This window comes from Microcoleus sp. Pol10D4, assembly GCF_036701555.1.
Taxonomy (GTDB): Bacteria; Cyanobacteriota; Cyanobacteriia; order Cyanobacteriales; family Microcoleaceae; genus Microcoleus.
Genome location: NZ_JAUBRA010000047.1, coordinates 1 through 25,056, shown reverse-complemented (window position 1 = coordinate 25,056; position 25,056 = coordinate 1). Strand labels below are relative to the sequence as shown.

At 44.6% G+C, this 25,056-nt stretch carries 30 protein-coding genes and 1 tRNA gene; 17 read left to right on the top strand and 14 right to left on the bottom strand.

The genetic code is table 11. The features are described 5' to 3' along the window. Positions 1-21: 21 nt before the first annotated feature. From QUA36_RS21180 to QUA36_RS21170, 3 genes are all read right to left on the bottom strand, one after another. Positions 22-372: a hypothetical protein gene (locus QUA36_RS21180; protein ID WP_333458991.1), complete on the bottom strand. Its 351-nt coding sequence runs from the start codon at positions 370-372 to the stop codon at positions 22-24. Positions 373-374: 2 nt separating this feature from the next. Next, a complete protein-coding gene (locus QUA36_RS21175; protein ID WP_333458990.1) occupies positions 375-716 on the bottom strand; it encodes a hypothetical protein in 342 nt (113 codons plus the stop codon). Between the two features lie 309 nt (positions 717-1,025). Further along, positions 1,026-1,157 carry a hypothetical protein gene (locus tag QUA36_RS21170; RefSeq protein WP_333458989.1) on the bottom strand — a complete coding sequence of 44 codons (132 nt, stop codon included), beginning with the start codon at positions 1,155-1,157 and terminating at the stop codon, positions 1,026-1,028. Positions 1,158-1,359: 202 nt separating this feature from the next. Between QUA36_RS21170 and QUA36_RS21165 the strand changes: the two genes are divergently transcribed. The 10 genes from QUA36_RS21165 (at position 1,360) to QUA36_RS21120 (ending at position 5,656) form a co-directional block, all read left to right on the top strand. Beyond that, entirely contained in the window at positions 1,360-1,689 is a 330-nt protein-coding gene (locus QUA36_RS21165; protein ID WP_333458988.1) for a hypothetical protein, read from the top strand. A 79-nt stretch (positions 1,690-1,768) separates the two neighbouring features. Next, positions 1,769-2,665, top strand: a complete 897-nt coding sequence (locus QUA36_RS21160; RefSeq protein ID WP_333458987.1) for a hypothetical protein — start codon at positions 1,769-1,771, stop codon at positions 2,663-2,665. 8 nt (positions 2,666-2,673) lie between these two features. Further along, positions 2,674-2,979, top strand: coding sequence for a hypothetical protein (locus QUA36_RS21155; RefSeq protein WP_333458986.1), 306 nt, complete (start codon positions 2,674-2,676; stop codon positions 2,977-2,979). Next, positions 2,976-3,230, top strand: coding sequence for a hypothetical protein (locus QUA36_RS21150; RefSeq protein WP_333458985.1), 255 nt, complete (start codon positions 2,976-2,978; stop codon positions 3,228-3,230). Before QUA36_RS21155 ends, QUA36_RS21150 begins: the two co-directional genes overlap by 4 nt. Beyond that, complete coding sequence (locus QUA36_RS21145; protein ID WP_333458984.1) at positions 3,220-3,639, top strand: hypothetical protein; 420 nt, start codon at positions 3,220-3,222, stop codon at positions 3,637-3,639. The genes QUA36_RS21150 and QUA36_RS21145 overlap by 11 nt, the downstream gene beginning before the upstream one ends. After that, positions 3,632-3,973: a hypothetical protein gene (locus QUA36_RS21140; RefSeq protein ID WP_333458983.1), complete on the top strand. Its 342-nt coding sequence runs from the start codon at positions 3,632-3,634 to the stop codon at positions 3,971-3,973. The genes QUA36_RS21145 and QUA36_RS21140 overlap by 8 nt, the downstream gene beginning before the upstream one ends. Continuing rightward, complete coding sequence (locus QUA36_RS21135; RefSeq protein ID WP_333458982.1) at positions 3,967-4,320, top strand: hypothetical protein; 354 nt, start codon at positions 3,967-3,969, stop codon at positions 4,318-4,320. Before QUA36_RS21140 ends, QUA36_RS21135 begins: the two co-directional genes overlap by 7 nt. 24 nt (positions 4,321-4,344) lie before the next feature. Further along, complete coding sequence (locus QUA36_RS21130; protein WP_333458981.1) at positions 4,345-4,653, top strand: hypothetical protein; 309 nt, start codon at positions 4,345-4,347, stop codon at positions 4,651-4,653. A gap of 178 nt (positions 4,654-4,831) precedes the next feature. Next, positions 4,832-5,056, top strand: coding sequence for a hypothetical protein (locus tag QUA36_RS21125; protein WP_333458980.1), 225 nt, complete (start codon positions 4,832-4,834; stop codon positions 5,054-5,056). Positions 5,057-5,059: 3 nt separating this feature from the next. After that, positions 5,060-5,656 (top strand): C39 family peptidase, encoded by a 597-nt coding sequence (locus QUA36_RS21120; protein WP_333458979.1) that lies wholly within the window; start codon positions 5,060-5,062, stop codon positions 5,654-5,656. Here QUA36_RS21120 and QUA36_RS21115 read toward each other — a convergent pair whose 3' ends face one another. The 4 genes from QUA36_RS21115 to QUA36_RS21100 form a co-directional block, all read right to left on the bottom strand. Next, positions 5,657-6,787: a site-specific integrase gene (locus tag QUA36_RS21115; RefSeq protein WP_333458978.1), complete on the bottom strand. Its 1,131-nt coding sequence runs from the start codon at positions 6,785-6,787 to the stop codon at positions 5,657-5,659. An 82-nt stretch (positions 6,788-6,869) separates the two neighbouring features. After that, positions 6,870-6,943: transfer RNA gene (locus QUA36_RS21110), tRNA-Asp, on the bottom strand. A gap of 56 nt (positions 6,944-6,999) precedes the next feature. Next, positions 7,000-8,082 (bottom strand): esterase-like activity of phytase family protein, encoded by a 1,083-nt coding sequence (locus QUA36_RS21105; RefSeq protein WP_333458977.1) that lies wholly within the window; start codon positions 8,080-8,082, stop codon positions 7,000-7,002. A gap of 130 nt (positions 8,083-8,212) precedes the next feature. Beyond that, positions 8,213-10,009, bottom strand: coding sequence for a TM0106 family RecB-like putative nuclease (locus tag QUA36_RS21100; protein ID WP_333458976.1), 1,797 nt, complete (start codon positions 10,007-10,009; stop codon positions 8,213-8,215). A gap of 95 nt (positions 10,010-10,104) precedes the next feature. Here QUA36_RS21100 and QUA36_RS21095 point away from each other — a divergent pair, with 95 nt between their 5' ends. From QUA36_RS21095 to QUA36_RS21085, 3 genes are all read left to right on the top strand, one after another. Then, the gene (locus tag QUA36_RS21095) at positions 10,105-11,256 is read left to right on the top strand and encodes an aminotransferase class V-fold PLP-dependent enzyme (RefSeq protein WP_333458975.1); all 1,152 of its coding nucleotides are present in this window, start codon (positions 10,105-10,107) and stop codon (positions 11,254-11,256) included. Between the two features lie 243 nt (positions 11,257-11,499). After that, on the top strand, positions 11,500-11,724 hold the full coding sequence (locus QUA36_RS21090; protein WP_172189408.1) for a DUF2281 domain-containing protein: 225 nt from the start codon (positions 11,500-11,502) through the stop codon (positions 11,722-11,724). Beyond that, a complete protein-coding gene (locus QUA36_RS21085) occupies positions 11,724-12,128 on the top strand; it encodes a type II toxin-antitoxin system VapC family toxin (RefSeq protein ID WP_333076440.1) in 405 nt (134 codons plus the stop codon). Before QUA36_RS21090 ends, QUA36_RS21085 begins: the two co-directional genes overlap by 1 nt. 120 nt (positions 12,129-12,248) lie before the next feature. Here QUA36_RS21085 and QUA36_RS21080 read toward each other — a convergent pair whose 3' ends face one another. From QUA36_RS21080 to QUA36_RS21065, 4 genes are all read right to left on the bottom strand, one after another. Beyond that, on the bottom strand, positions 12,249-12,617 hold the full coding sequence (locus QUA36_RS21080) for a DUF433 domain-containing protein (RefSeq protein ID WP_333458974.1): 369 nt from the start codon (positions 12,615-12,617) through the stop codon (positions 12,249-12,251). A gap of 12 nt (positions 12,618-12,629) precedes the next feature. Continuing rightward, a complete protein-coding gene (locus QUA36_RS21075; RefSeq protein WP_333372920.1) occupies positions 12,630-13,187 on the bottom strand; it encodes a hypothetical protein in 558 nt (185 codons plus the stop codon). 9 nt (positions 13,188-13,196) lie between these two features. Further along, positions 13,197-14,588 carry an AAA family ATPase gene (locus tag QUA36_RS21070; protein WP_333458973.1) on the bottom strand — a complete coding sequence of 464 codons (1,392 nt, stop codon included), beginning with the start codon at positions 14,586-14,588 and terminating at the stop codon, positions 13,197-13,199. A 123-nt stretch (positions 14,589-14,711) separates the two neighbouring features. Next, on the bottom strand, positions 14,712-15,956 hold the full coding sequence (locus QUA36_RS21065) for a ferrochelatase (protein ID WP_333458972.1): 1,245 nt from the start codon (positions 15,954-15,956) through the stop codon (positions 14,712-14,714). 579 nt (positions 15,957-16,535) lie between these two features. On the opposite strand from QUA36_RS21065, the gene QUA36_RS21060 reads away from it, so the two are divergent. The 4 genes from QUA36_RS21060 (at position 16,536) to QUA36_RS21045 (ending at position 20,201) form a co-directional block, all read left to right on the top strand. Then, positions 16,536-17,120 (top strand): hypothetical protein, encoded by a 585-nt coding sequence (locus tag QUA36_RS21060; RefSeq protein ID WP_333458971.1) that lies wholly within the window; start codon positions 16,536-16,538, stop codon positions 17,118-17,120. Then, positions 17,113-17,838, top strand: coding sequence for a DUF3120 domain-containing protein (locus QUA36_RS21055; RefSeq protein ID WP_333451418.1), 726 nt, complete (start codon positions 17,113-17,115; stop codon positions 17,836-17,838). Before QUA36_RS21060 ends, QUA36_RS21055 begins: the two co-directional genes overlap by 8 nt. 194 nt (positions 17,839-18,032) lie before the next feature. After that, positions 18,033-18,881, top strand: coding sequence for an alpha/beta hydrolase (locus QUA36_RS21050; RefSeq protein WP_333161759.1), 849 nt, complete (start codon positions 18,033-18,035; stop codon positions 18,879-18,881). 108 nt (positions 18,882-18,989) lie between these two features. Then, on the top strand, positions 18,990-20,201 hold the full coding sequence (locus QUA36_RS21045) for a pentapeptide repeat-containing protein (protein ID WP_333458970.1): 1,212 nt from the start codon (positions 18,990-18,992) through the stop codon (positions 20,199-20,201). A gap of 333 nt (positions 20,202-20,534) precedes the next feature. On the opposite strand, the gene QUA36_RS21040 is transcribed toward QUA36_RS21045, so the two are convergent. The 3 genes from QUA36_RS21040 to ggt form a co-directional block, all read right to left on the bottom strand. Beyond that, the gene (locus tag QUA36_RS21040; RefSeq protein WP_333161763.1) at positions 20,535-20,702 is read right to left on the bottom strand and encodes a hypothetical protein; all 168 of its coding nucleotides are present in this window, start codon (positions 20,700-20,702) and stop codon (positions 20,535-20,537) included. Beyond that, entirely contained in the window at positions 20,686-21,564 is an 879-nt protein-coding gene (locus QUA36_RS21035) for a choice-of-anchor L family PEP-CTERM protein (RefSeq protein WP_333458969.1), read from the bottom strand. The genes QUA36_RS21040 and QUA36_RS21035 overlap by 17 nt, the downstream gene beginning before the upstream one ends. A 597-nt stretch (positions 21,565-22,161) precedes the next feature. Continuing rightward, on the bottom strand, positions 22,162-23,892 hold the full coding sequence (ggt, locus tag QUA36_RS21030) for a gamma-glutamyltransferase (protein WP_333458968.1): 1,731 nt from the start codon (positions 23,890-23,892) through the stop codon (positions 22,162-22,164). Positions 23,893-25,056 lie beyond the last annotated feature (1,164 nt).

Genomic DNA, 25,056 nt, shown 5'->3' with positions numbered 1-25,056 from the left:
ATTACTCCTTAAATTTGCCTCTTAAATTAGATTAGGATTCGGGTATTCTTGCCCGCGAGGAATCAGCATTCGCACAGTAAATAAATACTGATCGAATGGCTTTAGAATACCATCCGACACCACAGAAACAATAGAAGATTCGGGTGAAAACACGAAAAACTGAGAATCTTGGCTAGTATCCTGATTCTCTGCCGCCTTCATCAGAAGTGCAGAAATAATGCTTTCTGAGCTATTTTCTGCCTGTGGCAGTAAACCTATAAAAGCTGGTGGCGTTTTCGTGCTCACTAAATCGGCTTTTGCAAAAGTTATAGTCGTTGCATCCTGGGTTGCGCCAGGGCCGAAAAAAGCAGTTAATGGTTTGTCGATCGACATAATTATATTAGATTGGGATTGGGAAGTGTAGAAACTGAATCATCTTGCCAAATTTCAATTTCGCTGACATATCTTCGTTGCCACTTATTGAACCTGAATTCTAAACTTTGCTCAAATGGCTTGATAATAAATTGAGAGTCTGTACTCGCATCTTGATTTCGCAGCCAGCGTAATATGAAAGCCAAAGCCGTCTGTTCCGTTCCGTTACTGAGAGCAGGTATAAAATCGTAGGTAGGAGTCAAGCCGACTGGTGCCACCAAGTCGTTTTTCAGAATGATAATCTGAGTCTCGTTCTGTGTTGCACCCACTCCAAAAAAGCTAGTAAATAAAGGTTCGCTTGGCATTTATGTCGCGGGCTGTTCGTCCATAATGAATAATTTTTTCTTGAAACTGACTCCACACAGTTGTCCTTTTTTGAGTCTGTTGAGCACTTGGTATTTACTCAGATAATATTTATCGCAGTAAATTTTGAGGGGGATGCAATTGGATGGATTTACGGGTAATCCCGCAGTTCCATACCAGGTGCGATAATAAGCCCTCGCTCGAATCTTATTCCTCATTTTCTCAATATGATTCATATCTTGCAAAAAACCTAGATAAACACCCGTTCGTAACAAATATTTATCTAGGCTTCTAAACACTTAGCTAACTATTTACTTAGTTAAGTATTTTTGTAGTAATTCTTCAACAATCTTAGACATGGTTTTATGTTCTTCTACGGCTTGTCGCTTCAATTGTCGGTGTAATGTTTCAGGTATTTTTGTCGCCAAGGTCGTGTAAGTCATTTGCGTTTAGCTAGTTATTTAGTTATCTATAATAATACATTGTTATTTTTGTGGTCGCAACCTTCAAGGCCTTTCTGCGAGCTGGTCGTCGAACGCTTTTACCTTTAAATCCGACGAGTGAGTTTTTTTGTGTTTTCGGGTGATTTTCGGCGTGACGCAGCTAAGCTAAGGCCATCACCCACTACAAATACATTCAAAAAAAATGCAGGTATCACCAAGCGAAATTTTCGATGGATACACCTCTGATGGCACTAACATCACTATCCCTTTAGCAGCCCTGCCCGGTTTAACCGCCGCAGAGGCAAATGCAACGACAGGCAACGTAATGGAAGTATCGCGCCAAATTCTCGATCGACTGCACTCAGGTGTGACAGCATTGGCGCCGACAGCTCGGCCGACAAAAGCAACAGTTACCAAACAAAATCCATCAATTGCCACAGGGGCTAATACTACTCCAGGTACATTGCGGCAAGGCTACACCCTGACATTTGACCTGACGCCGACAGCACTTGAATTAGCTTCCGAAGCATAAGAACAGCCAAGCTTAGAGGAATAGTTTTCCTCTCTTAATAAACCTTATCAACCCTGCTAAAAATGGGAATTAAATAGAGATGGCTAGACCTGAAGGAATAATGTTCCGAGGGACTAATTACGTCCCTGATTTTGGCGACCCAGCCGATCCACTTCGATATAGCTATATTTTCCGAGTGCCTGACGGATTGACCGACGACGATATTGAGACGGTTATTACCGCTGTAGGCGGGACGATCGTCAACGAAGTGGGCAAAGGTATCCCCTGCGACGATGAGGATGGATTTCCGTGGACACCACGCAAATTAAGATTTTGGTTTGAAGGGGGTAAAACCGTTTCGATTCCAGTGCCGGTGAAAGACAACATAGTTGCGACTTCAAACGCAATCGCAACTACACTCCAACTCGTTGCCCCGGTAGTGTGTGTAAGCCTCGAAGGGGAAACCTGGAGGAATATGATAGACAAGTTGCCAGAGCCTGCAACTCCTATAACCACGCAAGCGGTCACTATTGCGAATACTCCTGCTGGCCAAAAAGAACAGTCCTATAGTGGCGCGATGACTTACGAGACTGATGGCACAAGGGAAGTTAACAAAGCTTTCCGAATGGCTACAAACGTAGAAAATGCACCCTACGCAGAATATGCCGGAGCGATCGAAGCTTGCCTTGTTGCCGGAGGTGCGCTAAATACTACAAATTCAAGATGCCCTGGATTCCGATCGAAAACTTTCGATCACCGAAGATTCAATGTCACTATGCTGCAAAGCAGACGGGTAATTACGGGTGACGATGGGGCGGAATCTAGCGTACAAGAGGCAAAATCGAAAATGCTAGTACCTATGAGCAGTCGCGCCACGGCGGATATTAGAGCTTGTGCGATCGCTCTCCGAGACGTGTCGGCTACTTTATGCCTCGGTTATAGAGGGGAATGGGATAAAAGATTCAGTAGCAAAAATCCCGGGGCCCTACCCACATAATTGGGCGGATGTGGCGAGCAACTTATGTCACAGATACAGGCAAGCTTTATCCTTATATTTCCCTGGAAGTTTCGGATTTTTTCTTGCCTATAATCTTCACAGCCAATGCCATCCGAGGCGCAGGATTTTGCACTCTGCCTCGAAATATTCAGCCACGACAAGCAATTCTGTGGGATACAGAAGGAGGGGAACACAAAATTGAGTATCCCTTCCGACCCGCTAGCGCCGAATGGATAGAATTTTGGCGAGAGATAAGAACAAACCCTTTGATAATTAGCAGCAAAGGAATCGGAGAAATCAGAGTAATCAAATGAGATATATCATAGTCAAAGTCGAAGCTAAAGCCGATGGAACTCTTTCTTTCTTGGGGGCGCACCAACTCGTTCAGAAAGGTAGTAAAAAATCAATAGAATGGATTGATATTGAGACGGCTATAACCAATACAATAGACCCGGAACAGTGTGACTTATTATCTTTTGAAGACAAAGACACTGCCGAAAGCTTGGTGGAAAGTTTGGAGCCAGAATTAGAAAATATCGCAGTCTTTGAGATAGATGCCGACTAGCGACCAAAAAATCAAAACTCTCAAGACTGTCAGGGGCAAAGATATTAACATCAAATACACCCAAGACAATTTCGAGGAATCGATTGTCACTCAAAGACAATATTTCGATGACAACGGCGCCGAATTAACACCTATAACTCCACTACTTTTAAGTCGGCAAGTAGTGGGGGCAAATAGTCCCACAGCAGCAAGATTTGGCAGCTCTCAACTTCGGCACATTTCTGTCTGTTTCGGCTCATCAAACAACACACTTGGCGAAAGTAATTTTAAAGTTGTTGTCCCTTACGCGCCGGGAGATCCCATCCAAGCCGAACAAATAAGAGAAACCCGCGATTATGTTTCGCCAAGCCAATTTCTAGCCCCCAAAACACCATTAAAATTGGTATATCACGGCGAGAACAATGGTTAATCTTATCACCATCATTGATACTCAGATCGCCCCTTTAACTCCAACTTATACAGACTGGTTTACCAACTCTCAGTTTTTGGTATTTCAGTCTGCCGATACTGGCGAGTATGTGGCAACAGGTGAATTCCTAGAGGTCGCAGTGTCGCTGTTCGCTCAAATTAGTCCAGGGCCGATCGGAATAATTGAGCGTCTAGTAAAAGATTGGCAAGATACGATTAACACCATCGACTTAATCTTAATACCTCCTCAATACCGCAACGATTGTTTTCCTATGCGGTTACTAATAAACCCATCTTCGGGTTTTCATGCCCGAATCTTCGCTATTTCATGTTAGAACCAATCATCAGAACTGAAGCAGCCACAGTATCTCTGAGTTACCGCTTACTACCAGGGTTTAACCTTCAAATGGACTTTAATCCTATTATCGACTGGTTTCGGCTGCGTGGTCAATTTTGTATATTGCATTGGCAAGCCAAGCCTTTTGGGCAACGGCGCTGGGGGCTTTACGATGCTGGAATAGATCGATACATGAGCCTTAAATACTGCGAATTACAACTGCAAGTAATTCCCCAACTGCTGCAAGTTGATGAGAATATAGTAAAAACTGTCCCTACAGCAGTTTTGTATTTTCCTCAAAGTAAACTCACAAAAAACGGTTACTATTCGATAGCCTCAATTTGATTACTGTTGATTGTTTGATGAATCATGACCACCAAAGATTTACTTGAAATTATTTTATTCGCGATTACTGGGGGAAGTGCTCTAGCTACTGGAGGTTTTACGCTTGCCACTTTGCGGGCAGAATCTCGCATGGATTCAAAGCTAGAGTTCTTTCAAACTGAAATTGATGATATGCGAAAATTCGAGCAAAAAGCCAAGCAAAATATTAATCATAGTTTGGTTGAAGTGGGTTTAATTAAAACAGCCATTCGGGATATCAAAACAGTGTTGAAAATGCAGCGGTCCGAAGCGTTACCCGAAGAGAATAAACCCCCTCGCACAGACTTCACCTAGTATGGATTCATCTTATAGATTTGCCGTAAGATGTTTAGCCCTCGGTGTAATCATAGTTGCACTAGAAGGTGGATTGCTATCGTATCTCGACAAAGATACAAGTTTTTTAGCGATTCTTGCTCCCGCTATTTGTACGGGATTACTTGGCTTACTGGTTCCCAGTCGAGCAAAATAATATGTGAATATTCAAGAAGCTTACAACGTCTTAAGCAGCGATGACAATTCCACCTTAGACGAACTATTAACAGCTCATAAAACTTTTGCAGTTGAGCGAGGATATCTTCTTTCGATTGCAATGAGGGAGCCGGGGAATGATATGCAAATTGAGCCCAAATTATGGAAGCTTTTAAGCGCAGAAGTAGCAATAGAATTTAAGATTAAAAACAAATTCAACCAAGTCTAAAATATGCCTAAGATCAAAATCGACGCTAAATACTTTAATCAAGTAGACAACGATCCGCGATATTTTGGCACGGGTCACAGACAGTGCACTCTAACTGCAAACGCGATTGCAGTTGAAGAGATTTTAAAAAAACACAAATTAGAAACGTTGACAGATCGCGCAATCCGACTTGGCTTAATGGAACCAGAATGCGCTTATGGGGTAATACTTAATAAGTACGGCGACACCACAGACCATAACGCCAATACCCAAGCTATACGGGTATTGGAAATTGAAAGTTATTTTTCAGTGTCTTTAAGTGTAAAAACCCTCATAAAAAGTTTAGAGGTAGGAATTCCTATACCTGTAGGTCTCCATTACAAAGAAAGTGGGCACAGCGTAACAATAGTCGGCGTAGATACCGACAATGAATTTTTTTGGGCTCACGATCCTTATGGGGTTAGAGCTGGCATCGCCGATTATTACGAAAAAGTTGGTGGTCAGTCAGGCAAATTTGACAAATATTCTTTCCGCATCATGAAAGAGTTATGGGAATCCATGAACGACGGGTGGGGGCGTGTCTTTACACACATCAAGAGCACGCCAACAGGGTTAAAATAATCATTCCGGGAGTTGGGGCTGATTAATTTGCCGACCATAATGTTCTATAACCATTCGAGAGTTTTTATGCCCAGCCAGAGCAGCGACTTGAGGTACGGAAAATCCACTTTCTAGTGCTGCAGAAAGCAAAGTATGACGTGTCGCAGAAGGCTTCCTATACGTAATCCCCAAAAATGCTAAAGTAGGCTTCCAATAGCTACCGCGAAAATTCCCATGATCAATTTCGCAACCATTTGGAGACAAAAAAACAAGCTCTTTTCCTAAAATACTGTCAGGTTTGATTTTTAGAAACAGGTCATAGATGCGGCGACTCATTTTTAAGAGTCGCCGCGACTGTAGAGTTTTAGGTCGCTTCGCTATTTTTCGATAACCACCCCGCTCACGACTAATACTCTGCTCGATCGCGATCGTCTGCTTGTCTAGATCTATGTCACACCAACGCAATCCTACCGCTTCACCGGTACGAACTCCAGAGAAAAGCAAAAATTCCACAAAAGGGGCATAACTGGGATGTTGATTGTAAAAATACGAAATTATCCGAGAGACCTCAAGAGCGTTAAAAGGGGCTTTTTTAGACTCTGCCTGTTCTTCCTCTGCTAATGTTTGCGATCGCGTTTCAATCCCTGCTAACGGGTTTTTTGTAATTATTTTTCGCTCGACTGCCCAATTTACGCATTTTCGCAACATCGACACGCGACGATTGAAAGTTGATGCTGCTAAGTCCGTCCGGGCAACAACCCAGTCAATTTTTGCTATGACTGGGTTGTTAGCCTTTAAAATCATCGCTCGGACACAAGCATAATGATCGGCAGCAGTAGCAGGAGTAAGTCGGAGAGACGTTACAAAACCGTCCCAAATTTCTAGCCAGCAAATCTTACAGGTTCGCAGCTCTGGGACTTTGCTGCCCGTATTTTGAGTGCATAAAGCATTATGGCGGTATTTCTGCAAAGTCGAGTCAAAGTTACCAGCAAGCACATCATTTTCTATTTTGTTGGCGATCGCCGCAGCTAATTGGCGATCACGTTTATTCTCCCATTTCCCACCGGGCACCGGGGAGAATGAAAAACGGACGCCCTCAATAGTAAATTGAAGGCGAATAGCGTCTCTATTTCTTGAGGGGACAATATTCATTTTGAGTGCAGATTGAGTGCAGATTACAGCAAAGTAGATCCTACAAACTTATCCAAGCTCTCAAAAGCTTACCAGAAAGGAACGGGACAGACGGGGCTCGAACCCGCAACTTCCGCCGTGACAGGGCGGTGCTCTAACCAATTGAACTACTGTCCCTCGTTTTGCCGTTTTTTCAGGCACAATTTCTATTATGCCTATAACTTCACCTTTTGTCAAGAGGTTTTTTGAACTTTTATTTGGAAGCCCAAAATTTGAGTCTCTTGCAGCGGACTGAAGTTGTTGTCACTCACCAAAATCAGACCTCTGCTAGCATCCGCCAGGGCGGGGCCAAATGTCAACCCCTCAATGTTGTCCAGGGGAATTTTCAGGGTTTCCAAATCCAGCAGCAGGCGTTTTTGAGCAGGAGAAACCTCGCTGAGACGGCTTTGGAGGCTTTCGAGTGCTTCAATACGATCGCCCTTTTCCAGAGAAATCTCAAATAGTTTAACAGTAACGCCGGTTTCCAGGGAGAAAGCACGCTCTAAACTCAGCAAGCGGTTATCGTCGATCGCCAACAAATCCACTAAACCGTTGCTAGTTAATTTTCCCACAGGATTCGCACCAGCGGGTAGCGGTTCGGTGATGTAGAGAAACGATGCTTCTGGATTGCCGCTCACCGCATCGTAGCGCAAAATCCGGCACGGACTCCCGGTTTCCAGGGAAACTACGGCGCCATCTTGAACCAAGGCGTTTTCGGTAGCGGTGAATAGGTATTTGCGATCGGGCGTTAAAGTTAAACTTTCAAATGATAGATTGTTGCGGATGCCTTTACTGCCCTTGTCGTCGGGCAAAAATAGTTCAGGAATTGGCAGCGTTTTCAGGAGTTTACCATCAAGGGAAAACTCTTTGATAAAAGGATTTATTTGGCGATCGACATCTCCCTCAGAAGAAACAAACACGCTATTGCCAGTAAAAGCTATCCCTTCCGGATCTAAACTTAATTCAGGAAAACCTTTGCCGTTTTCATCTAATAAAGTAGTAACACCAGTAAAAGTAATTTGCTCTTTTTCCAGTTTACCAGATTGCAAGTTAATTTTGAGAGTATAGAAGCGCGCCGGAGTCTTGCTGCTGCGGTCATCAGAAATGGCATAATAAACTTGTTTCTCGGCATCATAAGTAATGCCCGAAAGTCCGCCAATTTCCGTCCCCTGAAACGGAGAACCTGTAGGAAATATTGCTCTGCCGATAAAATCTATTTTCGTAATAGCGAAAGATTTGGCTGACTGGTTTACCCAAATAGCAACACTTGCTGCCATCAAAAAACAGACAATAAATATAGTTGCTTTTCCTAGCTTTCGCATTTTACCAATAAATACATTATTACCTATCTTCCTCTTCCCTTTCTTCCTTCGCGCCGCGACGAAAGCGGTTCATTAAATCAGAAAATTACGGCTCATGATTCAGCAAAAAATTGGTCAACCAATCTTTAACCACATAAGTAGCACGACAGTCGTCCTCATTGTACCGGACGATCGCCTCCAAGAGCGATCGATCGCCGGTTTTGAGCCAATCGTCGTACCAGCAGACGCACTGAGCACCATTAGCCTTAGCATCTCGCCAGTCAAAACCCAGCCAGCGGGCTATTGGTTTGAGTGCGTAACTTTCCACCGGCATAATCGCCTTTTGCGTCACTTGTTTGTGAATATCTACAAACCGTTTCAGTACGGGTTTCCACAAATAAGCTGGAGTATTGTAAAGTTTAGCCAGCCGCTTAAAAGTCTTGACTTCGTAGTCGCAAAAGTGGAAAATCGGAGCAATGGGATAAGCCCACATTAATTCTAAAAATTGCTCCCAGATTGCACCTTCCTCTGCTGCTGATTCTGCCAAAAAACCGTGGAATTTTTCTGTATTGTTGTACCTGTCAACAACTAAGACTCCGTGGAGGTAATCTAAGTTTAACTCGGGTTCCGCTTCAATGTCAAAGTAGAGTTCGATTGGGGCGATCGGCAAAAAGACAGATTGGGAATAGGGAATTGGTTTCTTGCGGAGAATTGGCGCAGGTATAGAAGATGTGGCAGGTTTATTTTCTCTAATTTTTACTTCCTCAACCGCGATGTCATTCAAGATATTGTCTACAATATCTGGTACGATTTCAGATGAGTTAAGTTCTTCTGAATTCTCACTTCTACCTTCTTCTCGATCGTTAATCCCTGTATCCGTGTCGTGCCTTCCTTCTTCCCTTCTTCCTTCTTCCTTCTTCCTTCTTCCTTCTTCCCGCAACAGCGGTTGATTTAGCAAGTGAGATCTAGCTTGCTGCACCACATCAAAAGCAACTCTGTCGGGGAATTCGGGATACTCAGCAAGCAGTGCGGAACTAGCATTAGCGAGAGCTTCTACATCAGTAATTTCGAGAGTTTTTAGTCTAGCATAGCGGCTGGCAGTAACTCCCGGCAATAACGAAAGATGTTTAATAGATTCGGCGTCGGCGTGACAGATAGTATACCAACCGCAAAGATTGCACTTTTGCCGGGAAATGAACACCTCTGGTTTATCCCGATTTTCTATCATCTGAATGCAATCATCTAAAATCTCGAACATCTGAGGAGTTCGCTGGCCGAGATTCACCGAGTACAGCCCTTTTTTTCGCAGCATCAGCCACGCAGTCTCTGGCATTGTTTCCTGCACGGAAGCTAAAACTTGGGCGTGAAAAGCTGCGATAATTTGATACTCTTGTTTTGGTCGCTTGCTAAGCCAAATATCCGCAGTAATATAACTCCAATTGCCAAATTTTGATTGTACCTGCTGTTTGATTAATAAATGGGGGCGGCTGATTAGGGTAATGTTTGAAGAGGGAAGATTGGAGGAGGAAAGATGAACGGGAGTTTCGGGGATTTCCCCAAATTCTGGGAAATATTGACTGTCAATTCCTACCAGAGAATTTGTGGCGCCGTTGGTTTTGCCGAATTCGCCCTGGATTAGAACTCCTCGGTAAATGCGATCGACCCCTTGCTGCATTAAACTCAATGTAGCGGCCGCGCCGGCTTCCCAATCCCCTCTAGGATAATATGGTTGTTGGTAAGTCTCGTGTTCCAAAGCTTGCTGCTGGTATGTCGCGCTGTCGCGCATCAGTTTCAGCAAAAAGTCGCTGGGGGGATCTAGTTGTTTCCAGTCTCCGCAGGTATCTAAAAATGCTCTGAGATGGCATCGCTGATAGGAAAGTAGTAGTTTGTCAGTTATTAACATTTAGTATTCGCAAGGCATAGAGTATCCGGCAAAAGGTATAAAATTCACAGCATTAGTTATTCAATATTAACGCTATCAATAATTCCCCAAAAAAAATGACAAAGGACAATCACCGGCAACAATTCCCAGCTTTGGCCAATAAAGCTTATTTTAACTACGGCGGACAAGGGCCGCTGCCTGAGCCTGCTTTAGAGGCGATTTATCAGGCTTACAAACGGGTACAGCTTGGAGGGCCGTTTTCGGCGGAGGTGGGGGCTTGGGTGGTTCAGGAGGCGATGCTGACGCGACGTGCGATCGCATCTGAGTTGACGGTACCTCCTGAAACCATAGCCCTGACTGAAGATGTCACGGTCGGCTGCAATATTGCGCTGTGGGGCATTGACTGGAAAGCAGGCGACCATTTGCTGATTTCTGACTGCGAACACCCCGGCGTTGTAGCTAGTGTAATGGAACTTCAGCGCCGTTTCAAGATTGAGGTTTCGATTTGTCCGTTGGCGGCTACTTTGAATGAAGGTGATCCGGTGGCGGTAATTGCTGATAATTTGCGGCCAAATACTCGCTTGTTGGTAATCAGTCACATTTTGTGGAATACTGGCCAAGTTTTGCCTCTGGCTGAGATTGTGAAAGTATGTCATCAAACAAAAGTCAAAGTATTAGTTGATGCGGCTCAATCTGTGGGGGTTTTGCCTTTAAATTTGATGGAATCAGGGGTTGACTTTTATGCTTTTACTGGTCATAAATGGTGGTGCGGCCCGGAAGGTTTGGGCGGGCTTTATGTGAGTGCGGAAGCTTTGGCAGATTTGCATCCGGTGTTTATCGGTTGGCGGGGAATTGTAACGGATGCTAATGCTAAAGTGCTTGGCTGGAAGTCTGGATCGCAGCGCTATGAAATTGCGACTTCGGCTTATCCTTTGTATACGGGTTTGCGGAGTGCGATCGCCCTGCAACATGAATGGGGTACGATCGAGGAAAGGTATGCAGAAATTTGCCGTTTGAGTAAGTATCTCTGGGAGCGTTTGTCGGAACTTCCCGATGTGGAATATTTGCGGAAATCTGCGCCGGAAGCTGGTTTGGTTTCGTTTCGATTAACTAACGGGATGCCGCACAAAAAGCTGGTCGATTTGTTGGAAAAACAGGGAATTATGGTAAGGACTATTCTTAATCCTGATTGTGTGCGGGCTTGTGTTCACTATTTTACAACTGAGGCGGAGATTGATAAGTTGGTTGGGGCGATCGCCATAGCGTAGGGTGCGGCGCCACCGTTAGCTATTTCAACTAGCTGGAAAATCTCACGGCGGCGCACGATACAAATTGGTTGGGGCGATCGCACTCCACTCCGAAAAATATTATTTCAAACTAGGATGCAAGAGGCGTTAGTTTTTTGTGGGATTTACCTTATAATATGGTAAGTATGTTGCCAGCACATTTTTTGAATTTGGTAAGTAAAAGCGTGAAGATAATTTTAGAGTAATTACGGAGGGCAATAAACGATGAATTTAGAGCAAGCAGTTTTAGATAAGTTGCGGGCATTGCCCCCTGAACGACAGCAAGAAGTTTTAGATTTTGCTGAATTTCTTCAACAAAAAACTATGGCTAAACGACCGCTAAAGAGTGCCAAAGGGTTGTGTGCTGACTTAAAAGTAGATATTACGGAAGAAGACATCGCCCAAGCCCGACAAGAAATGTGGGGAAATTTTCCCAGGGAGATTGTTTGATGCCCTCAGTCGTAGCAGATACCCATACCCTAATTTGGTACATTTTTGAACTGCCAAGATTGTCGCCAGCAGCATTAATAGCATTAGAACAAGCGGTTAACGAGGGAAATTTTATCTACTTTTCCGCAATTACAATTGTAGAAATTGCTTACTTGATTGAGCGAGGGCGTTTGGCAGGCGAGGTGCTGACACGAGTTTTAAATGCTGCGGACGATCCAAATGTGGGGATTATGCTAGCACCTTTGGATCGCAATATTTCGGCAACTATTCAACAAATTGACAGGGCAACGGTTCCTGATATGCCAGACAGGATTATTGCCGCCACTGCTTTATCTTTGAGTCTTCCGTTAGTCACCCGCGACGCAAAAATTCAAGCGTTAACTACTATTCAAACAATTTGGTGAGTATGACAGGAAACTTTCTTCGTTCCCTACAGTAATACCTTCGGGTGCGTCGCTCCCCGTAGCTATTTCAACTAGCAGGAAAATCTCACAGCGACGCACCATACAAATAGCAATATTGTGTCACCACACTTCGTTCCCCATAGCAACTCCACTGTCAATCTCATTATGAAGATTCTCAGGCGCGATCGCCTCAACCAACTCCTCAAGGGAATACCGCCGACGAGTTACGGGTTCGATAATTTTCTCAGCGTCAATAGAGGCATCTATTTCCTGAGAGTGGGCTGCATAAAAAGCGAGAACATCGTTCACTTGAGCTTCACTTAAGTCATACTCAGCGGCAATTTGGTTTGGGGGAAAACCCCATTTCTGGGCGGCGATGACTACTGTTTGCACCCGCAAGCGAGTGTCGCGCAAAACGGGTATGAGTTGACCGCTAGCGCCCCGCACATAGGTAATTTCAGGAAAAGCGCGATCGTCATTCTGTTTCATGGAAAATTGGTATTAATTAAGGGTTAAAAAATCGGATATTATGGAAATTTTTGCTTTTCCGATTCCACATTTTAAAGTAGTCAAAAACTTTAGGCTTGTAGGCTTCTTTGTCTTCCTGTATTCCATGATCGCCTTTGCAGTTTTCAAGGAATTAACCTTGTCAAAACTAGGCTGTTGAGCTTTGATGCGCTCTAGTGCTTCCTGTATTTCTTGCTCGGAAGCAACGAGGAGGTTAGTTGCTACTGTTGGCGCAGTAATAACCAGCCCCGCTTCTATTTGTATCTGTTCCAGCATTGGCTCATCAACAATGATACACCAGACGAAATCTTTTTTAGCTAAACGGGCTGCATCTAATATCTGAGTATTGAAAACTGATTGGTAGTTGTCTTCCTCTAAGAGCTTAACTGCAATAGGCAAAATGTTTTTGTCAGTTTTACTCAACTGCTGTGCGAGGGCTTCGATTTGTTTGGCAGGTACATTTGACTCACCGTGAATAAACTTACACGGTAATCGCAAAACTTGTCCCAGTGGAATCTCATTCTCGAATTCTTCTTCGTGAAAAATTGCCATAATTACCTGCTAGTTATCGATAAAGTTGTGCTTGAGAAATACCTCTTGGGCGAGGTTTTTGTATAGTTTGGTAATGGGGGATTTGTGCCAGCAAATTACTGGGGCTTGTGAAAATTCTGCAACTTTAGTCTGAGCGTAAATTTTTAACTCTGTCTTGTAGGGCTTCCCAGTGAAGTTTAGTTCTTTGATTGTATCGTTGATGTGATTCTGGAGGACACTGCCCTTTTCAGCCGGACAATTGCTGAACACTAAACCCAGGTTCCAGGGGACAACAGGTAATTTCTCCTTATTAACTCTTGAATTTCTCAATGTAGGAATGAATTTGTCAACTTCTGCTGCATGATGGAGTGATTTTTTGTCATAATCCACAGGGATCAAAATAGTGTCACAAGAAGCGAGCATCCCTACTGACAAGACATCTATTGTAGGCGCAGCATCAATGAATATGTAGTCGTACTCCTCACTAAGCCGATTAATAATTGTCTTGATGTATGACCTTTTGAGCTGGTCTAGCAAGTTAGTGCTATCTCGAAAACTCCTCAATTCGTCCTCTTCTCCCGGCAAAACTGACAAGGAAAAATGCTGGTTATCAGTAGTCTTGAACTTGCGGATGTGAACGGCCTCGCTCAAAATCTCCTTGGCGGTGTTGTAGTCTTTAATTTCAAGTTTCTCACTGCATTTTTCCAAGTAGTTTTTAACTTTAATGTGGGCTTTCAACCCTCGGGTTAAATCATTTTGCGGGTCTAAGTCAATCAGCAAAACTTTCTTGCCTTCTGTAGCGAGTGCTGCGCCTAGATTTATGGTGTTAGTCGTTTTTGCTACGCCTCCTTTCTGATTCCAAATGGCTGTTACCAAAGCCCGCTGAGGAGTCAAGCAATACTCTAATTGACGCAAAAGCTTAGGAAAATTTGCTGCTGTCACTTTTAGTACAGGAGTTAAAGGGAAAACCAGCCCATCAACACGCCGCCAAACTTGAAAGAAGTCACCATTAAATATCCATCCGTAAGCAGCTAGATAATTAGGCTGCACTACTTTTGTATTGTCGAGGTACTGCTTAATGCCATTGTTCTTTGGGCTAATGGGATAGCCTACTGCCTCTTTATAAAGGTTTTGCTGCTGGCAAAAATCCGAAAACCCTAGGTCTGGAGCGGCATGAAATAAGCTAGTACGCTTTTTAATTTCAACAACTATTCTAGGTGGCTCGTTTAATTTGTTATATATTAAGTAATCTGGTTTTAAGCCTATTCCAGCACCTAAACCTCCAGTTTTTATCTGATTGAAGTTAAGACCTATAGCATCCCATATCAGAGGAATTAAGTGCATTGCCAGATCGTTTTCTGAGTAGTCACTCGGTAGAGATTGCCAGCGATTTATTACTAGGTCAGTAAGACTGCTTCCCATTTTTATCTAACCCCAACAAGATTGTGGCTGCCATTGTTAAGTTTTACAGTACCATAAATTAATAAAGGAAATCGCCCCTTCTTTAAAAAAAGCAAGGGGCGATCGACTTTTTAACTCAACTAATTAATGACTGTGCCCGTGCCCGTGAGAATGGCCGTGTCCGCCATGAGAATGACCGTGTTCACCATGAGAATGACCGTTCCCGTGAGAATGACCGTGCCCGCCATGAGAATGACCGTGCCCTTCATGAGAATGACTGTGCTCGCGCTGCGCCGCAGCCAAACTCGGATTAACAGCAACCGCAGTCTCACTCAACAACGCTTCAATCTGCGGATTTGCCCACTCAGCGGCCATTTTCAGAAACTCTGGATGGTCGTTAACGCAAGGCAATTTGCGGTAAGTAACTCCTTGACGCTGTTTCTGCAAAGACTCAATAATGTGGTCTACATCTAACAAAGTTTCGTGATTTTCTGTGGCAAATCCGATCGGCATAAAGACGATCGCAGTTGCACCCAGATCGATCAAATTCTTCGCAGCTAACGTCGCATCCGGCTGTGTCCATTCAATCAGCGGCGTGTCGTGATTCAGCCAACCCACCGAAATCAAAGGATAGCGGTGCATTAAACGTTCCCGCACGCGATCGTACAAAGCTTGACTTTCCACAATACCCGAAGTAAAGCCCTTGGCCTTGTGCGGACAACCGTGATTCATCAGCACAATCCCAATCTGAGAAGGCAAATGCGCTACAGCTAAATCGTTCTTAATTTCCTCTTCAACCAAATCCGCCATTAGCTGGATGTAAGCAGGTTCATCGTAAAAAGAGGGAATGTAGCGCTGTCCTTTTACCCAATGTTCCTTACCATCAAAGGTTTGTGCTAAAGCTTTATTCACCTGTTCGACTGCAATGCCGCTGGTGAAAACAGAATCAACAACCAACAGCGGATAAATCAGAATTTTGTCAAATCCTTCTGCTTGAATTTGCGGAATTACTTGTTCCGGCAAAAACGGCGCGCAAAAGTTAAAAGCTTTGAACACTTTTACTTTATCGCCCCATTTCTCCTGTAAATTCTTTTCAATTCCAGCGCGCTGCTGTTCAAAAATCGCATTGTGCGGCGAAACGAATTGACCGTGTTGGTGACTCCACTCGTGCAAGTCAAAGATTGCTAAAATCTTCGCCAGCGGCGGATAAATCCAAAGCGGTACTGGCGCAAACTTTGCCGTAAGCAAATTTAAAGCTTGTTCGTTGTAGTTGGCAAAATCGTCGTAGCTTTCGACTTCGCCGTAACCCATCAGCAATACAGCAACCCGATCATTACTTGCGGGTGCTGCAGATGTTTTGAAATCGATTTTTTCTGGAGAAGCAACCACTTTGTATTCCTCAATTTTATTTATTCTAAGAGATCCAGGCAGGATGAAGGGTGAATCTGAGATTTTTCATTTTTTGCGATCGCACGACTGACGTGCGCGGGGCTGATTCCCGATTTCTGCGCCCATACTTCCCGGTCAAACCTCTTATTTATCCTAGAAACCGGATTGATGAGCATCAGTCCTAAGTCGGTTTTTTGACCCTGACCCGAAATTCGTAGGGCAGCTAAGCTGGCAGGCCTCTAATTTTCACAATCCTGTTTCTTTAAGCTTTTGTGGGGTCGGCTTCGACGCCGCCAAAAAAGTTAAATCTAAATACAGAACAGCTTAAAACTAGAATCAGCCTTTGCTAAGCTTGACAGGAGATGGGGCAGGGGGGGATAAGTTTCATGTTTTCTTAAGACTCCCTGACCTTGCCTCAGATTAATGCGGTTTGGAGCGTTCCCAACATTTAACTTGGGGGGATACTCTTCAAACTTCACTCTATTATAAGTTTAACACCCTATCCCCAGGGGTAGTATATGATATAGTAGGCATATGATAAAGTTATGTTGCGAAGTATATTAACTTTCTTGACGAACTATGAGACTGGTAATTTGCCCCGGAGTCCACGAACCAAAGCTAACCGACTGTTTCCTGACGGGACTTTCGGGGCTTTGGGGACTGGCTGCCGATCGCCAAAACCAGCAAATAGTCGATCGTGTCAAGATTTTTCCCGCTCATAAATATCCGCCTTTTTCAGCTCTTGACATATTGCATTTTTTGTGCATGGAAGAGTTAGCAGGAGAAAGTCTAGTATTTGTCAGCTTTTCGGCAGGAGTAGCCGGGGCGATCGGGGCGGCTTGGATGTGGCAGCAACTCGGCGGCAAAGTCGGGGCTTTTTTTGCCTTAGACGGTTGGGGAGTACCCCTGGCGGGCAATTTTCCCATCCACCGAATCAGCCACGATCGATTTACGCACTGGAGTTCGGCAATTATCGGCAGCGGTGGAGAGAGCTTTTATGCAGATCCGCCGATCGAACATTTGGATTTATGGCGAGCTCCCCAAACGGCAAAAGGCTGGCACGTCAGCCAAACCGCCGCCGGGATTGAGACTGTCGCACCCACAACCGCAGCAAAATTTTTAGTCCACCTATTGAAACAATACGGAGTCCAATCAGTTGTTTAATCTTAATTTAGTATCCTCGGCGATCGCACCTATTGCCACCATCGCCCGCCTCGACAATTCTGTCTCTTCAGGCGCAACAAACAGCCTCAAACAGTGGTTAATATTTAGCGCCTCAGCATTTTTAGTCTCAATTCCAGTCTTCGTGCAAGCACCGTTAGTTCGTTTATATCCAACCATCAGTTTGCTGTCAACTATCCCCTGGTTCGTTCTGAGTTTAATTCTAATTTTCCGGCCAAAAACACAACTTTGGGGAGATTTATTATTAGGATTTGCCGGATGTTGGCTCGCAGGTTCTATCTATTGGGGCTGGTTTAGATGGGAACCAATTTTACATCTACCTATAGAATCAATTGGCTTGCCTTTTGCTATTTGGTGCTTGGGCAAATCTTGGGGAAAAGTTGGTGGCTATTTTTATTTAGGTTCTCTATTGGGTACTGCCATTACTGATTTATATTTTTACTTGACTGGGTTGATGCCCTACTGGCGCCAAGTGATGCACGCGGAACCGGAATTAGCTATGCCGATTTTTCAAAGTGCGATCGGTCAAATCGAAACTCCTTGGGGCATAGGCTGTGCTTTAGTTTTAATCGCTGTGTTGCTAACCGTAGGTTTGCTGAGTTTGCGCGGCACGCAACTGCACTGGCGCGCGTTTAGCGGCGCGGTGTTAAGCACGCTTTTAGTAGATGGTTTATTTTGGCTGGCTGCTTCTGCGGCTTAAGATTTATGATTGGTTCCTATGTTGATAATTTTTGACCGCAGATGTGGGCGGATTGACGCAGATTAACGCAGATTTTTTGATAGATGTAGTCTTGAGATTCCTGACTTCTTTAAGAAGTCGGGAATTTTGGTATTCAGTGAACAATTATGAGTTAAAATCTAAAATCTAAAATCTAAGAATCCCAAATCAATATCATGTCTTTCATTTCAATTCGCGGTGTAGAACATTATTACGAGTGGATAACGGCAGATAACAGTGCCCAACCTAGCGGCAAACCCGTGATGGTATTTCTGCACGGCTGGGCGGGCTCAGCGCGCTACTGGGAAAGCACGGCACGGGCTATTGCTGATGATTTTGATTGTTTGCTTTATGATATGAGAGGTTTTGGCCGATCGCCCTTGCCGAAAGAGCCTCCTGAGTCCAGCTACGAACTCGAAACCTATGCCCACGACTTAGCGGAATTATTAGAATCTCTGAATTTAAGCCGCGTCTTTCTCAATGCTCACTCTACAGGTGCTTCAATTGCTACTTTATTTCTCAACCTTTACCCTGAAAAAGTAGAAAAAGCAATTCTCACTTGCAGCGGGATTTTTGAATACGATGAAAAAGCCTTTACAACTTTTCACAAATTCGGTGGCTATGTGGTAAAATTTAGACCATCTTGGCTGGCATCGATCCCTTTTGCCGATCGGCTATTTATGGCCCGGTTTTTGCGCCGTTCCCTGCCTACAGAGGTCAGTCTGGCGTTTCTCAAGGATTTTTTAATGGCAGACGAGCAAGCTGCTATAGGTACAATGGTGACGGCCGTCAGCAAAAGAGCAGCCGAGGAAATGCCCCAAGAATTTGCGCGGCTGAGTGTTCCCACGCTGCTTGTGGCCGGAGAATTCGACCAAATTATCCCCGCCGTCATGGGAGAGCAAGCGGCCTCCCTCAGCAAAAAAGTAGAATTTGTTATAATTCCGAATACGGCTCACTTTCCGATGCTGGAGGATGCCGCAACATACTTGCAGCGAATTCGAGAATTTTTGCCAGCAGCGGCTTAGCTGAGTTATTGTTCATCTAATGTACGATCGGACAAGCAAGCTTTGAGAACGGCTTTTGCTCCGATCTTAATTTTTAATTCCTAATTTCTTAATGCGAAAGGTGGTACAATGAACGACCTCGACCAATACTATAAAGTGCTGGGACTGTTGCCGGGAGCTTCCAGAGAAGAAATTAGCCAAGCCTACAAGGATTTAGCGTTCATTTGGCACCCCGATCGCATCCCCAAAGACAATCCCAGACTACTACAGAAAGCTGAAGAAAAGATTAAGGAAATTAATCAAGCTCGCGAACAATTGCGATCGATTCAACCAAGAGGTCAGAATCAGAACGTTCAGCACAAACATACTCAGCACAAAAACACCCAGCAACAAAACACCCAACACAAACACAGCCAGTACCAAAACACCCAGCAACAAAACGCTCAGTACAGAAACACTCAGCAACAAAACACCCAGCAACAAAATACCCAGTATAGAAACACTCAGCAACAAAATACCCAGCAACAAAATACCCAGTACAGAAATACTCAGCAACAAAATACCCAGCAACAAAATACTCAGTACAGAAATACTCAGCAACAAAATACCCAGCAACAAAATACCCAGCAACAAAACACCCAGCAACCCAATACTCAGTACCAAAACACTCAGTACCAAAACACTCAGCAACCCAATACTCAGTACCAAAACACTCAGTACCAAAACACTCAGTACCAAAACACTCAGTACAGAAATAGTCAGTATCCAAACACCCAGCACCAAAACACCCAGCCACCACCGGCCACCCCAAAAGAACCCCGCTACTCTTCTGAACCCTCTTCAGGAAAATATGCTGGAAATTATGCGGGAAACTATGGGGGAAACCCTGCAGGGCCCTATTCAGAGGCGTCCCGCTACCAATCGCAGCCACCGCCATCTCAGTCCTCTCAGTCTTACCGCCAAGCTGGGCCGCAAGCTCCCGATTTGAGCGGTTCAAACTTCAAAGGAGCTTCCTTAAAAGAAAAGGATTTTTCAGGAAGAAACTTGAGCAATGCAAACCTGAGTGAAGCCGACTTAAGTGATGCTTTTCTACACAACGTCAATCTCACAGGCGCGAATTTGCACCAAGCAAACTTGTTCAGGGCCAATTTGTTAGGAGCTTGTTTGATCAATGCCAACTTGAGAGAAACCAACTTAATCGGAGCCGATTTGAGCGGTGCTGACTTGAGCGGTGCTGACTTAACAGGAGCGAAAATCGGTTACGGCGATCGAGTTATGGTCAAACTTACTCGGACTACATTAACAGGTACAATCTTACCCGACGGTACTGTTCATAGCTAAATTATTTACTTTTTAGTGAGTGGGTATAGGCGCGGGTTTTACCCGCAATATTTGCTGCAATTCCAAATACAAAAAAATTTGCCCTTTGCGAATTTGGGATAAAAACTTATATATTGTCTGCTAGAACAACCGCAATAAAATTGGTTCGTAGTGAGGGCATTAGTCGTCAGAATTGTATGAGGACTTGCATTCCTCGCTGCGTACCCATAATGCTTAAATTACTTGATATGATACTACGCGATCGCGATCGCACAAACCTAGTTTTTTTACCCGGTTCAAGAACGGCAGCGAGGTCTTTTCGTTCATCAAACCCCGTTTCTGTCTCCAACAGGGCTAATCTAGATTCATATTACAGCAACCGCCAAAATGGTTCCTGTTCTGTTTTTTCCTTCTTTCTTCTCCCTTCTTCCCTCTTTCTCCTTCTTCCCTTTTCCCTCTTCCTTCTTCCTTCTTCCCTCTTCCTTCTTCCTTCTTCCTTCCGTTATTAATTACTTCCGCCACGGCGATTGCGTAACTTTCGTCCAGCAGCCAGCATAGCGCCTCCCGCCATCAAACCCCCAATAGTCATCGGTTCGGGAACCGGCTCAGGTTGAACCGTCCCCACAGAACCGCCTTTAATAAATACAGCAGAATCTAACTTCCCATCGCCCACATCTTTAATGCGGATACTGAGAACATTCGTCTGATTTTTCTTGAGCAAACCCTCAAAACCTAAAACTTTAGTAAAACCGTCCAGCTTAATGATGTTAGCAGCAATACCTGTGAAACTTGGGTTGTCAATATAGTCGGGGTGATCTTTAGAGCGATTATTTGGATCTGGAACAAGATTATTAATCGTAACTGTTTTTCCGTCGCTCAATTTTGCCAAATTAGTGCCGTTCAGCAGCAGTTCAAAATCGTCATTATATTTAGAACCGCCGAACTCAGGAAACTCCTCAGAACCAAATACATATTGAAAGAATAACTTTTCAACCGTCCTATCAGCAAAAAAGCTGAGGTTTAGCTGAGTCAGATCCCCCTCTTCACCTTCAGACCCCAAGTCCGTGCTTAAATCGCTGTCCTTTGTCGTGAAGTTATCTTTCCGATTCTTACCCGGTATAGCGGCGACTTTACCAGTGCTCAGAACAACACCTGATGTCAAACCGAAGGGGTCATTAGTGAAAGTACCAAAAGCAGCCGAATTACCCGTAATTGAAACAGAGAAATTACTCAAGCCGGCTGTATTAGTCCCCAATAAATTATTTTTTAAAGTCTCCGTGTTATTAGTTGCCCCTACCGAAAATGCCATTGCTGGCGCTGCCAACAAACTCAGAGCAGTAGTTAATGTAGCTGTTAAGGCAGCAATTTTGTGAGTAATTATCATAAATTTTTCCTGGAAGATACACACCTGATCCTATGCACAACTTAATTTTTACATTATATAAGTATCAATGTCTAGTGCCTTTACAATAACTTTACACATAAGTGTATATACGCTTTCTGTGGTTATTCTTTTTGGTAGTTCTTGGCAATTAGTCAGCCTATAAACCTCAGCGCAAAAATACGGATGCAAAAATACGCGTCCACAGACTAATAATTTCAGGACTTACGCACTGGAGACAAAAAAACCGGGTTTTGAAATCTTTTGCGAGAGCCAAAATGACTAATGACTCATGAAAGATGACTAATGACTCATGAAAGATGACTAATGACTCATGAAAGATGACTAATGACTCATGAAAGATGACTAATGACTAATAGCTAATGACTAATGACTAATAGCTAATGACTCATGAAAGATGACCTCGCCCAAAAAAACCATACAAGCCCCCGATTCCTGTCGTAGAGAGATCAAAATTTTTGACCCTAGTTCAACATCCCAGATTCATCTCTGGAGTAAATCAAAAATCCTTCGACGCTCGCGCGACTCGACGGTTCGCCGAAGTCTAAAATCTAAAATCTCTAATCGACTGACTGATGACTAAAACCCCCTTGCTTCTCCTTCCCCGCGCCGATCGGCAGCCCCTTCCAACCAACCGTCTGCAGTCAAGACGATCGCATTGGCATTGCCCCAGCCGTCACGTTCGACAATCTGGTGTCCCCGCCGCCGCAACTCCGAAAGCGTCGCAGTCTCAAAACCTCCCTGTTCCACCATCAGGCGATCGGGCTGCCACTGGTGGTGTACGCGAGGTGCAGATACAGCATCGCCGACATTCATGTCGTAAACCAATACGTTCAGTACAATTTGCAGCACCGTGGTAATAATCGTGCTGCCTCCGGGAGCTCCCGCAGCGAGGCGAAATTTGCCATTTTCTGTCACGATGACCGGCGTCATGCTCGATAAAGGAGTTTTGCCCGGGGCGATCGAATTTGCCTCCCCGCCCACCAAACCAGACGACAAATTCGGCACTCCCGGCGCTGCGGCAAAATCGTCCATCTCGTTGTTGAGCAAAATTCCCGTACCCGCAGCCACCACCCCAGCCCCAAAACCGCCATTCACTGTAAACGTTAAGCTTACTACGTTGCGCTCTTTGTCAACTACCGTCAGGTGGGTAGTTTCGGGAGACTCCCACAGCAGACGGTTCAAAGTTTCAGCGTTAACAGCCTTTACCTCGCTGGAGGGTGTGGCTTTTGACATTTGGATTTGCGATCGTCTCAATTTGGCATAATTGCTGCTAGTCAGAGCTTTGACCGGTACACTCACAAAATCCGGGTCGCCCAAATACTCAGCCCTGTCAGCATAAGCAATCCTCATGCTCTCCGCCAGTAAATGTAACGTATCTGGACTTTGTTTCCCCAGCCTCTTGAGATCCGAATCTCCCAGAATATTTAAGATTTGCAACAAATGAACGCCACCGGAAGAAGGAGGGGACATCGCGCAAATTTCGTAAGTGCGAAAGTTGCCACAAACCGGATTTCGCCAAATCGGCGTATAGTTTTTCAAATCTTCCAGAGTGATAAGGCCGCCGTTTTTAGCCATATCGGCGGCGATCGCCCGCGCAATGTCCCCGGTATAAAAACTCTGCGGATTTTGTGCAATCTGCCGCAAAGTCCGCGCCAAATCCCGCTGCACCAAAAGCTCACCCGGCTGGTATAAAATGCCACCACGAGTAAAAACCTCCCGCGCCGCCCGGTTTTTTTTGAACACATCCTCTCGTCGCCCGGTAGCCGTGGTAAACCGCGAACTTACTGGAAAGCCATTTTCCGCCAGGGCGATCGCCGGCGCCACCACCGCAGCCCAAGGCAACTTACCATACTCGCGGTGCACCGTATAAAGTCCAGCAACAGTACCCGGAATACCCGCCGCCAAATGCCCGTCCCGACTTGCCCTTGGGCGCACCTTACCTTGCTTATCGAGGTACATATCCCGCGTCGCCCGTTTCGGAGATCGTTCCCGGAAATCCAGCGCTTGCACAGTCCCCGTTTCGGCCCGCCGCAGGAGCAAAAAACCCCCGCCGCCGATACCCGCCGAAAAAGGCTCCACCACAGAAATCGCCAAAGCCGTAGCCGCCGCCGCATCCACTGCATTGCCTCCCTGTTGCAGCACGGCCAGCCCCGCAGCGCTCGCCAGAGGGTGAGCTGAAACTGCCATCCCTTGTTTGCTGCGCTGTTGCTGCAAGGTTGCCTGTAGCTGCTGCTGGCAGCCACCCAACACCAAGACTGTTAGGCAACAAGTATAAATTTGGACTTTGCTCAAGAACTTTGGCAACATTTTTTACGGGTAAAGCGAGGGTTTTGTATAGTATAATTCTACGGTCGTCTTCCCTAAGACCTAACGGTACTGAGTTCAACCGCAGATAAATTACCTGTTATGGCAGAGGGGAAAACGATTTGACCCTGGGAGGCTCTCGCGGTACAAGAGGAAGAGAGAAATCAGGGACAGCTTAGGGCAATTTAATAATTAAACAAGTTTGAAAAATCATTTTTGTTGAGAAAATACAGATTTCACAAAAGCTGATGAACATAGAAAAACGGTGTTCTGGTTTATTGTAGGAAAAACTAAAGATGCAAATCATATAAAACCGTGTTCACAAAGCTTCTGAATTTTCAAATTATTTTTGTTTTTTAGCCTGGTTAAGCAACAGCAAAACAATCATTATTTTATGTGATGGCTATGCTAATCCAACACATATATCAATCCCTGCAAGTCGTAATTTTTTTACCCCACCCCAACCCTCCCCGAACCCGCTTGATCGGGAGTAAGAAATTCACCAATGATGCGAGGATTGCTATAGCATAATTATTAATTAGAGCCGTTTTTGGGCAGGGCGGTTTCATTCGAGCTAGGGACAATTCCCCGTGGTTTCCCCATGTTTAAAACGCCTGTGAAATCGTCTGCGGCGGGTAAGCATTCTTGGCACTACAAGAGTCAAATCGCGATTTTATTAATCATGAAACAGCCCTGTGTTTTTTGGGAGTTTTTCGACTGGTTAGTTAATCAATAAAACAGGATTTACTTACTCTTGATATAGTCGAATTTGATTAATAATTATAATTAAGCTTGTAGTAAAATATCAAACTCCTCGCTCCCGGTTCGGGCGCACGAAAAACAAATTTATGATTAGCGATTAACCGGAATCGAACTGAGTCAGGAACCGTTTTTTTTAGTAGCTGTATAGTTATTAAACCAATAATTTGGGCTGAGACCGGGTTTTTCTGGGTAAGTCTATTTAAGCAAAAAGATGCGATCGAACTTAGGACAACTCCAGTCTCCGAAAAAATCCCTCAATCCCTCGCACCCGTCGCCTTTGTGTCAGAAAAATTGACCGCCAAATAATAGTCTACACTCCGCCTGCTAAGCAGGGTAAACGCATCTAAATTAATTTGACAAACACCTAAATTTGTGCATTGCTAAATAACTAAAAAAACTTTCTAA

Coding starts and splice junctions, on each gene's coding strand:
- QUA36_RS21180 (WP_333458991.1), bottom strand. CDS start 372: ATGTCGATCGACAAACCATTAACTGCTTTTTTCGGCCCTGGCGCAACC.
- QUA36_RS21075 (WP_333372920.1), bottom strand. CDS start 13,187: ATGGCAATTTTTCACGAAGAAGAATTCGAGAATGAGATTCCACTGGGA.
- QUA36_RS21120 (WP_333458979.1), top strand. CDS start 5,060: ATGCCTAAGATCAAAATCGACGCTAAATACTTTAATCAAGTAGACAAC.
- QUA36_RS21060 (WP_333458971.1), top strand. CDS start 16,536: ATGAGACTGGTAATTTGCCCCGGAGTCCACGAACCAAAGCTAACCGAC.
- QUA36_RS21070 (WP_333458973.1), bottom strand. CDS start 14,588: ATGGGAAGCAGTCTTACTGACCTAGTAATAAATCGCTGGCAATCTCTA.
- QUA36_RS21035 (WP_333458969.1), bottom strand. CDS start 21,564: ATGATAATTACTCACAAAATTGCTGCCTTAACAGCTACATTAACTACT.
- QUA36_RS21100 (WP_333458976.1), bottom strand. CDS start 10,009: ATGTTAATAACTGACAAACTACTACTTTCCTATCAGCGATGCCATCTC.
- QUA36_RS21165 (WP_333458988.1), top strand. CDS start 1,360: ATGCAGGTATCACCAAGCGAAATTTTCGATGGATACACCTCTGATGGC.
- QUA36_RS21050 (WP_333161759.1), top strand. CDS start 18,033: ATGTCTTTCATTTCAATTCGCGGTGTAGAACATTATTACGAGTGGATA.
- QUA36_RS21115 (WP_333458978.1), bottom strand. CDS start 6,787: ATGAATATTGTCCCCTCAAGAAATAGAGACGCTATTCGCCTTCAATTT.
- QUA36_RS21175 (WP_333458990.1), bottom strand. CDS start 716: ATGCCAAGCGAACCTTTATTTACTAGCTTTTTTGGAGTGGGTGCAACA.
- QUA36_RS21130 (WP_333458981.1), top strand. CDS start 4,345: ATGACCACCAAAGATTTACTTGAAATTATTTTATTCGCGATTACTGGG.
- QUA36_RS21085 (WP_333076440.1), top strand. CDS start 11,724: ATGCCCTCAGTCGTAGCAGATACCCATACCCTAATTTGGTACATTTTT.
- QUA36_RS21170 (WP_333458989.1), bottom strand. CDS start 1,157: ATGACTTACACGACCTTGGCGACAAAAATACCTGAAACATTACACCGA.
- QUA36_RS21155 (WP_333458986.1), top strand. CDS start 2,674: ATGTGGCGAGCAACTTATGTCACAGATACAGGCAAGCTTTATCCTTAT.
- QUA36_RS21045 (WP_333458970.1), top strand. CDS start 18,990: ATGAACGACCTCGACCAATACTATAAAGTGCTGGGACTGTTGCCGGGA.
- QUA36_RS21105 (WP_333458977.1), bottom strand. CDS start 8,082: ATGGCAGCAAGTGTTGCTATTTGGGTAAACCAGTCAGCCAAATCTTTC.
- QUA36_RS21145 (WP_333458984.1), top strand. CDS start 3,220: ATGCCGACTAGCGACCAAAAAATCAAAACTCTCAAGACTGTCAGGGGC.
- QUA36_RS21135 (WP_333458982.1), top strand. CDS start 3,967: ATGTTAGAACCAATCATCAGAACTGAAGCAGCCACAGTATCTCTGAGT.
- QUA36_RS21080 (WP_333458974.1), bottom strand. CDS start 12,617: ATGAAACAGAATGACGATCGCGCTTTTCCTGAAATTACCTATGTGCGG.
- QUA36_RS21095 (WP_333458975.1), top strand. CDS start 10,105: ATGACAAAGGACAATCACCGGCAACAATTCCCAGCTTTGGCCAATAAA.
- QUA36_RS21160 (WP_333458987.1), top strand. CDS start 1,769: ATGGCTAGACCTGAAGGAATAATGTTCCGAGGGACTAATTACGTCCCT.
- QUA36_RS21090 (WP_172189408.1), top strand. CDS start 11,500: ATGAATTTAGAGCAAGCAGTTTTAGATAAGTTGCGGGCATTGCCCCCT.
- ggt (WP_333458968.1), bottom strand. CDS start 23,892: ATGTTGCCAAAGTTCTTGAGCAAAGTCCAAATTTATACTTGTTGCCTA.
- QUA36_RS21150 (WP_333458985.1), top strand. CDS start 2,976: ATGAGATATATCATAGTCAAAGTCGAAGCTAAAGCCGATGGAACTCTT.
- QUA36_RS21140 (WP_333458983.1), top strand. CDS start 3,632: ATGGTTAATCTTATCACCATCATTGATACTCAGATCGCCCCTTTAACT.